This window comes from Hyalangium sp., assembly GCF_035629615.1.
In the GTDB taxonomy this organism is placed as follows: domain Bacteria; phylum Myxococcota; class Myxococcia; order Myxococcales; family Myxococcaceae; genus Hyalangium.
This window is the reverse complement of sequence record NZ_DASPHO010000203.1, coordinates 1-6,365: the sequence shown is the minus strand read 5'-3', so window position 1 is coordinate 6,365 and position 6,365 is coordinate 1. Positions and strand designations below refer to the sequence as shown.

5 protein-coding genes are annotated in these 6,365 nt (G+C 69.4%); 4 read left to right on the top strand and 1 reads right to left on the bottom strand.

Going from position 1 to position 6,365, the window contains the following annotated elements; genetic code table 11:
• Positions 1 to 19 precede the first annotated feature (19 nt).
• Positions 20 to 1,213, top strand: a complete 1,194-nt coding sequence (locus VD972_RS10405) for an efflux RND transporter periplasmic adaptor subunit (RefSeq protein WP_324984685.1) — start codon at positions 20 to 22, stop codon at positions 1,211 to 1,213.
• On the top strand, positions 1,203 to 4,331 hold the full coding sequence (locus VD972_RS10400) for an efflux RND transporter permease subunit (RefSeq protein ID WP_324984683.1): 3,129 nt from the start codon (positions 1,203 to 1,205) through the stop codon (positions 4,329 to 4,331). Before VD972_RS10405 ends, VD972_RS10400 begins: the two co-directional genes overlap by 11 nt.
• Before the next feature lie 29 nt (positions 4,332 to 4,360).
• Here the strand turns inward: VD972_RS10400 and VD972_RS10395 are convergent, their stop codons facing one another.
• Positions 4,361 to 4,744, bottom strand: coding sequence for a hypothetical protein (locus tag VD972_RS10395; RefSeq protein ID WP_324984680.1), 384 nt, complete (start codon positions 4,742 to 4,744; stop codon positions 4,361 to 4,363).
• Between the two features lie 206 nt (positions 4,745 to 4,950).
• Here VD972_RS10395 and VD972_RS10390 point away from each other — a divergent pair, with 206 nt between their 5' ends.
• Both VD972_RS10390 and VD972_RS10385 read left to right on the top strand, forming a co-directional pair.
• The gene (locus VD972_RS10390; RefSeq protein ID WP_324984677.1) at positions 4,951 to 5,781 is read left to right on the top strand and encodes a peptidoglycan recognition protein family protein; all 831 of its coding nucleotides are present in this window, start codon (positions 4,951 to 4,953) and stop codon (positions 5,779 to 5,781) included.
• A 75-nt stretch (positions 5,782 to 5,856) separates the two neighbouring features.
• Positions 5,857 to 6,267, top strand: a complete 411-nt coding sequence (locus VD972_RS10385; protein WP_324984674.1) for a hypothetical protein — start codon at positions 5,857 to 5,859, stop codon at positions 6,265 to 6,267.
• Positions 6,268 to 6,365: the final 98 nt, after the last annotated feature.

The following is a 6,365-nucleotide window of genomic DNA, read 5'->3' as shown; positions in this document are numbered from 1 at the left end:
TTGAGACAGGAGCCCTTCCATGAAGCCCGTCCATGCCCTCCTGCTCGCCCTGCTCGCCCTGCCCGGCTGCAAGCGTGAGTCCCCTCCTCACGAGGAGAAGCACGCGCACGAAGAAGGAGCCGAGGCAGAGACCCACGCTGGCGGCGCGGATGAGGCCTCCGTCCGGATTGCCCCCGAGATGCTCCGGGACCTGCGCGTCACCACCGCCCCCGTGGAGCTCCGTCCCGGCGGTGAGAGCATCACCGTCCTGGGAGAGCTGACTTTCAGCGAGGATGCCTATGCCGAGGTGGCCTCCCCCATCCCCGCACGGGTGCACTCGGTGGCCGTCACCACCGGGCAGCAAGTCAAAGAAGGCCAGCGGCTGGCGGACCTGCGGAGCCCCGAGCTGGGCAAGGGTCGAGCGGCCCTCCAGGCAGCCCAGGCCCGCGCCACCGCCGCACGGCAGGCCGCCGAGCGCAAGCGCACCCTCGCCGCCGAGCGCATCGTGGCCCAGAAAGACGTGCAGGCCTCCGAGGCAGAGGCCACGGCCGCCGAGGCGGAGGTCTCCGCGGCCCGGGCGGCGCTTGTGGCCCTGGGCTCGGGCAACGAGGAGCTGCTCGGCGGGCAGGAGGCCCCAGGGTTCCTGCTGCGCTCGCCCATCGAGGGCACCGTCATCGAGCGCAACGCCCGGCTGGGGCAGATGGCAGACCCCTCGCAGCCGCTCTTCCGCATCGGCAACCTCAGCTCCTTGTGGCTCATCGTCCATGCCTTCGAGCGGGATGCGGTGCGCATCCAGCGGGGTGTCGAGGCGCGCGTCACCTTCGCCGCCTTCCCAGGCGAAGCGTTCACCGCGAAGGTGGGCCACGTCGGTCAGCAGGTGGATGCCGCGTCGCGCACCATTCCCGTGCGGCTGGAGCTGGAGAACCGCGAGGGGCTCTTGAGGCCTGGCATGTCCGCGTCCGCCTCCATTCCCCTCGGAGGCTCCGGCGCTGCCATCATCACCGTCCCGGCTGCGGCGCTTCAGCGGCTCGAGAATGGCTGGGTCGCCTTCCTCCCCACTGGCGAGAAGGGCGTCTTCGCACGCAGAGAGGTGGGGCGTGGCCGGACCCTCGGTGACGAGGTGGAGGTGCTCTCGGGCTTGAAGGAGGGAGAGCAGGTGGTGGTGGAAGGCGCCTTCCTCCTCAAGGCCGAAGTCGAGAAGTCGAGCGGCGGGGGGGAAGGCCATGAGCACTGAAGCCCCCCCCTCCGGGGTGGAGCGGATCCTCAAGGCGTCCTTCTCCCGGCCCGGCCTCACCGTGGTGCTGATCCTGGCCCTCTCCAGCTTCGGCGCCGTGGCCCTTCAAGGGCTTCGCCGCGACGTCTTCCCGGATCTGTCCGCCCCCATCTTCAATGTCATCGTGCAGAACCCGGCCATGGGCGCCGAGGAGCTGGAGACGGCCGTCGCCGTTCCCATGGAGGTGGCGCTGGCGGGCCTGCCCGAGGTGCGCCGCATCCGCTCCAACTCCCAGCTCGGCGTCACCCAGGTCACCGTGGAGTTCGAGCCCGAGGCGGACTACTTCCGCAGCCGCCAGTTCGTCGCCGAGCGGGTGGCCCAGGCCCAGGGCGAGCTGCCGCCTGGCACGGACGCGCCGCTCGTCTCCAGCCTCACCGGCCGGCTCAATGAGGTGTTCGAGTTCACCCTGGAGGCCGAGCCCGGCGCGGCGGATCTGATGACGCTGCGGGACCTGGCCGAGTTCGAGGTGAAGAACCGGCTGCTCGCCGTTCCTGGCGTGGCGGGCGTGGAGCGCCTGGGGGGCTACCTGCGGCAGTTCCAGGTGCTGCTCGATCCGGATCAGATGGTGGCCCGAGGAGTCAGCCTCGCGGAGGTGGAGCATGCCCTGGAGGGCGCCAACCTCAATGCCTCGGGCGGCTTCGTGGTGCAGGGCCCCGTGGAGTGGACGGTGCGGGCCATCGGGCGGACGGAGACGGTGGAGGAGCTGCGCAGCACCGTGGTGGCCCTGAGGGCTGGGACGCCCGTGCTGCTCGGAGACGTGGCCGACGTGCGCGAGGCGCCCGCGGTGCGCCGAGGCATCGCCCACCGCTTGAAAGGCGAGGTGGTGAGCTGCCGCATCAGCAAGCAGTTCGGCGCGGACACCATGCGGGTGGCAGCAGGCGTGAGAGAGGCCCTCGCCGAGGTGCAGCAGGGACTTCCCCAGGGCGTGCACCTGCGCGTCGTCTACGATCAGTCCGAGCTGGTGGACTCCGCCCTGGGGGGCGTCAGCCGGGCCATCCTGCTCGGCTCCTTCCTCGTGGTGCTCGTCCTCTTCGCTCTGCTGGGGGACTGGCGCGCGGCGCTCATCGTCACGCTCACCCTGCCCCTGTCCCTGGCCCTGGCCGGCCTGCTGTTGAAGGCCCTGGGCATCGGCATCAACACCATGACGCTGGGGGGGCTGGCCATCGCCGTGGGCCTGCTCGTGGACGCGGCCATCATCGTCACGGAGAACATCATCCACGATCTCCGGGAGGGCGCCGGCAGACGCTCCGTCCGCGAGGAGGCACTGGCCGCCTCGCTGGAGGTGGGCCGGCCCATCGCCTTCGCCACCCTCATCGTCGTGGCCGTCTTCATTCCCCTGTTCGCCATGACGGGGATCGAGGGGCACATGTACCGGCCCCTCGCGGCGGCCGTGGTGGCCTGCCTCGCCGCGTCGCTGGCGCTGTCTCTCACGCTGGTGCCCGTCGTCTCCGGGCTCTTCCTTCGTCCGCACAAGCCCGGAAGGCCGGAGGACGTGTGGCTCATCCGCAAGGTGAAGGCCTTCTACGCGCCACTGCTGGACGCTTGCATGCGCAGGGCCGGCCTCGTCCGGCTGGTGGCGCTCGCCATCACCGTGCCAGCCCTGGGCCTGGCCTTCGCGGTGGGCAGCGACTTCATGCCCCGGCTGGATGAAGGGGCCTTCCTCCTCCAGACGGTGCTGCCTCCGGAGGCCTCGCTCGAGGAGGTGGACCGGCTCAACCACCAGGTGGAGGACGTGCTGCTCGAGTTCCCCGAGGTGGAGGACGTCGTGCGCCGCACGGGCCGCGCCGAGCGCACCGAGGACCCGATGCCTCACACCCTGTCGGATGTGCTCATCGTCCTCAAGAAGGACAGGGCGAGGGATCTGGAGACCCTGGAGGCAGAGATGCGCGAGGCGGTGGCGCGCGTGCCCGGCGTGTCCGCCCTCTTCACCACCCCGCTGGGGATGCGCATCGACGAGGGCCTGGGCGGTAGCCCCGCGGACCTCTCGGTTCGCATCTTCGGCCCCGATCTGGAGACCCTGGCAAGCCTGGCGCAGCGGGCGCACTCCACCTTGGAGAAGGTCCGCGGCATCGAGGATCTGCGCGTGGAGAAGCTCAGCGGCCTTCCCCAGCTGCGCGTCACCGTGAATCGCGCCGCCGTGGCTCGCGTGGGCCTCACTCCCGGAGATGTCATCCGCGCGGTGCGCGTGGGCCTGGTCGGCGTCGAGTCCTCACAGGTGTGGAAGGGGCAGCGGCGCTATGACCTGGTGCTGCGGCTGGCGGACCACCGCCGTGGTGACGTCAACGCCCTGCGCAACCTCCTGGTGGACGGGCATGACGGGACCCGCATCCCCCTGAGCCAGCTGGCCACCATCGAGGAGACCTTCGGCGCGGGCAGCATCCGCCGCGAGGCGGGCAGCCGGCGCATCGCCGTGGAGGCCAGCGTCTCCGGCAGGGATCTGGGCAGCACGGCGGCCGAGGTCCGCGAGAAGCTCGCCGCGGGGCTGAAGCTGCCCACCGGCTACTTCCTCGACGTGGGGGGCCGGGTGGAGAGCCAGGAGCGGGCCGCGCAGTCGCTCACGCTCGCCATCGCCGTGGCAGTCCTGGCCGTCTTCATCCTGCTGTACCTGGCGCTGAACTCCCTGGGCGAGGCGCTCGTCATCCTCGCCACCCTGCCGGACGCCTTCGTGGGAGGCATCCTCGCGCTGCTCATCGCCGGCGAGACGTGGAACGTCTCCAGCCTCGTGGGGCTCATCGGCCTGTTCGGGATCGCCGTCCAGAATGGCCTGGTGCTGGTGGCACAGACGAAGGAGCTCCTGGCCCGCGGCAAGCCCTTCTCCGAGGCCATCCGTGAGGCGAGCCTCGGCCGGGTCCGGCCCAAGCTGATGACCGCGGGGACCGCCATCCTGGGCCTGTTGCCGCTGCTGGTGCTCCCGCTGCACGGCACGGAGATAGAGCGGCCCCTCGCCGTGGTGATGGTGGGTGGCCTGCTGACGTCCACCCTCTTCACACTGCTGGTCCTGCCCACCTTCTATTCCTTCGTGCACGGGGTGCAGGAGCGCCTCAAACACCGGCTGGCCTCACGGCGAGCGGCGCCCTGAGCCAGCTTCGAGCTGGCCGCGCACGAGGCTCAGCTCGCGGGCCTCTCTGCGCTGCAGTAGCCAGGAGCCGGGGAGCTGTACCAGGTGCACACGGACGGGCAGTACCGCTGCGTGGTGTAGCTGCGGCACCAGGACTCGGGCGGCCCCATCTGGGTCGTCTCCGGCTGCACAGGCTCCGGCGCGCTGGACTCGGAATAAGTCGGCAGGCTGCAGTAGCCAGGAGCCGGAGAGCTGTACCAGGCGCAGATGTTCCTCGGGCAGTACTGCTGCGTGGTGTAGCTGCGGCACCAGGACTCGGGCGGCCCCAGCTGGCCCGTCTCCTCCGAACCCACGGAGGCTGGCACGGCCTCCTCGACACCGCCGCCACAGGCGCTCAGCAGACCGACCAGACCCACAAGAACCAACAGACGCATGCTCGAACCTCCAGTGAAAGGGAGGCGCACTTTGCCAGAATGTGAGAAACCCAAGAGCTAAATTTCATGTAAAACATGCTAAAAAAGAACTCCCTCCCTCAAAAAATGAGAGTTCGGAGATTTCGCACGCAACTCTGGGCCTCAAAGTCCGACAATGAGGGAAAGTTACCTACATCTCTTCCCCTGTCTCTGATTCTAAGGTCCCCATGAGCCCCATCTCCCGCGCCGCTCCCTCCCCTGCCCTCACCACCACTGCAGCCGCCGCTCGCAGCACCGTGACCGCGCCCCCGGCGGGCATCCGCAAAGGGGACGAAGGCCCCAAGGTCAAGCAGCTCCAGGATGCGCTGGTGAAGCTCAAGTACATGACGTCGGCGCAGGTGGCCACGGGCCCCGGCACGTTCGGCCCCAAGACGGAGGCGGCGGTCAAGAAGTTCCAGGCGGACCACAAGCTGCCCACCACCGGCTTCTATGGCGACATGACGCACGCGGCCCTGAAGAAGGAGCTGGGGAAGGTGAGCGGGCCGACCAAGCCTGATCCCAAGCCGGGCGTCTTCAAGAAGCCGGCCGTCACCAACGCGCCGTCGCCCAACTTCAACGATCGCGGCGGCAAGGACATCGACACCATCGTCCTGCACCACACCGCCTCCAACAACGGCGCGGGGGACCTGGCCCACATGCGCAACCCCAAGAGCGAGGTGTCCGCGCACTACATGGTGGACCGCGACGGGAAGATCTACCAGCTGGTGAATGACAGCAAGCGCGCCTGGCACGCCGGCAAGGGCGAGCTGCACGGCAAGCCCACGGACGTGAACGGCCGGTCCATCGGCATCGAGATCGTCAACGACGGTGGCGGCAAGACGCCTTACACCGAGGCCCAGATGAAGGCGCTCACGCAGCTCACCGGCTACCTGAAGCAGGAGTACAAGGTGCCGATGGACAACATCGTCGGGCACAAGGACGTGGCGGTGCCCAAGGGCCGCAAGAGCGATCCGTCGGCCAACTTCGACTGGAACCGGCTGCGCAAGGGCATCTCCTGAGCCGGAGCCGGCCCTCACCGTTTCGTGCGGCAGGGGCTGGATGATTTCGCGGCGCTGGGGCAGTTTGTTCTTCGCATGCCCCACCTGCGCCACGCCTTCGCGCTCTACGCCGTCCGAGAGCTCGGCCGATTCACCTCGGCCTTCTCACGCGCGAGGGAGAGCGCCTCGCTGGAGGTGGGCCTCCAGTCCATCCGCGAGGCGTGCGTGGCCACGCTCGGCATGGAGTTCGACACGCTGACGCGCTTCGATGCGAAGTCGGTCGTCGGCCTGTTCGCCGCTCCGGAGCAGGCTCGCATCCTCGCCCACCTCGTGGACGAGCGGGCCAGCCTGTGGGTGCTGCACGGCCGGAGCGCGGCGGGGCTGGCGGACTGCTTCTACGCGGGGCAGATCCTCGCGTGCTCCCGGCAGCGCTTCGGTGTGCCGCGCGACACCCGGGCCGCCGCGCTCCTCCAGCATCAGGCCGGTAAGCCCTCGGCCTTGCTGTAGGCGCCCTGCCCCACCCCGGCTACCACTCAATGGGCTTGCGGTCTCGGAAGAACCCTCCCGTGGGGCCCTCCGGCGGCAGCAAGGCAGCCCAGATGATC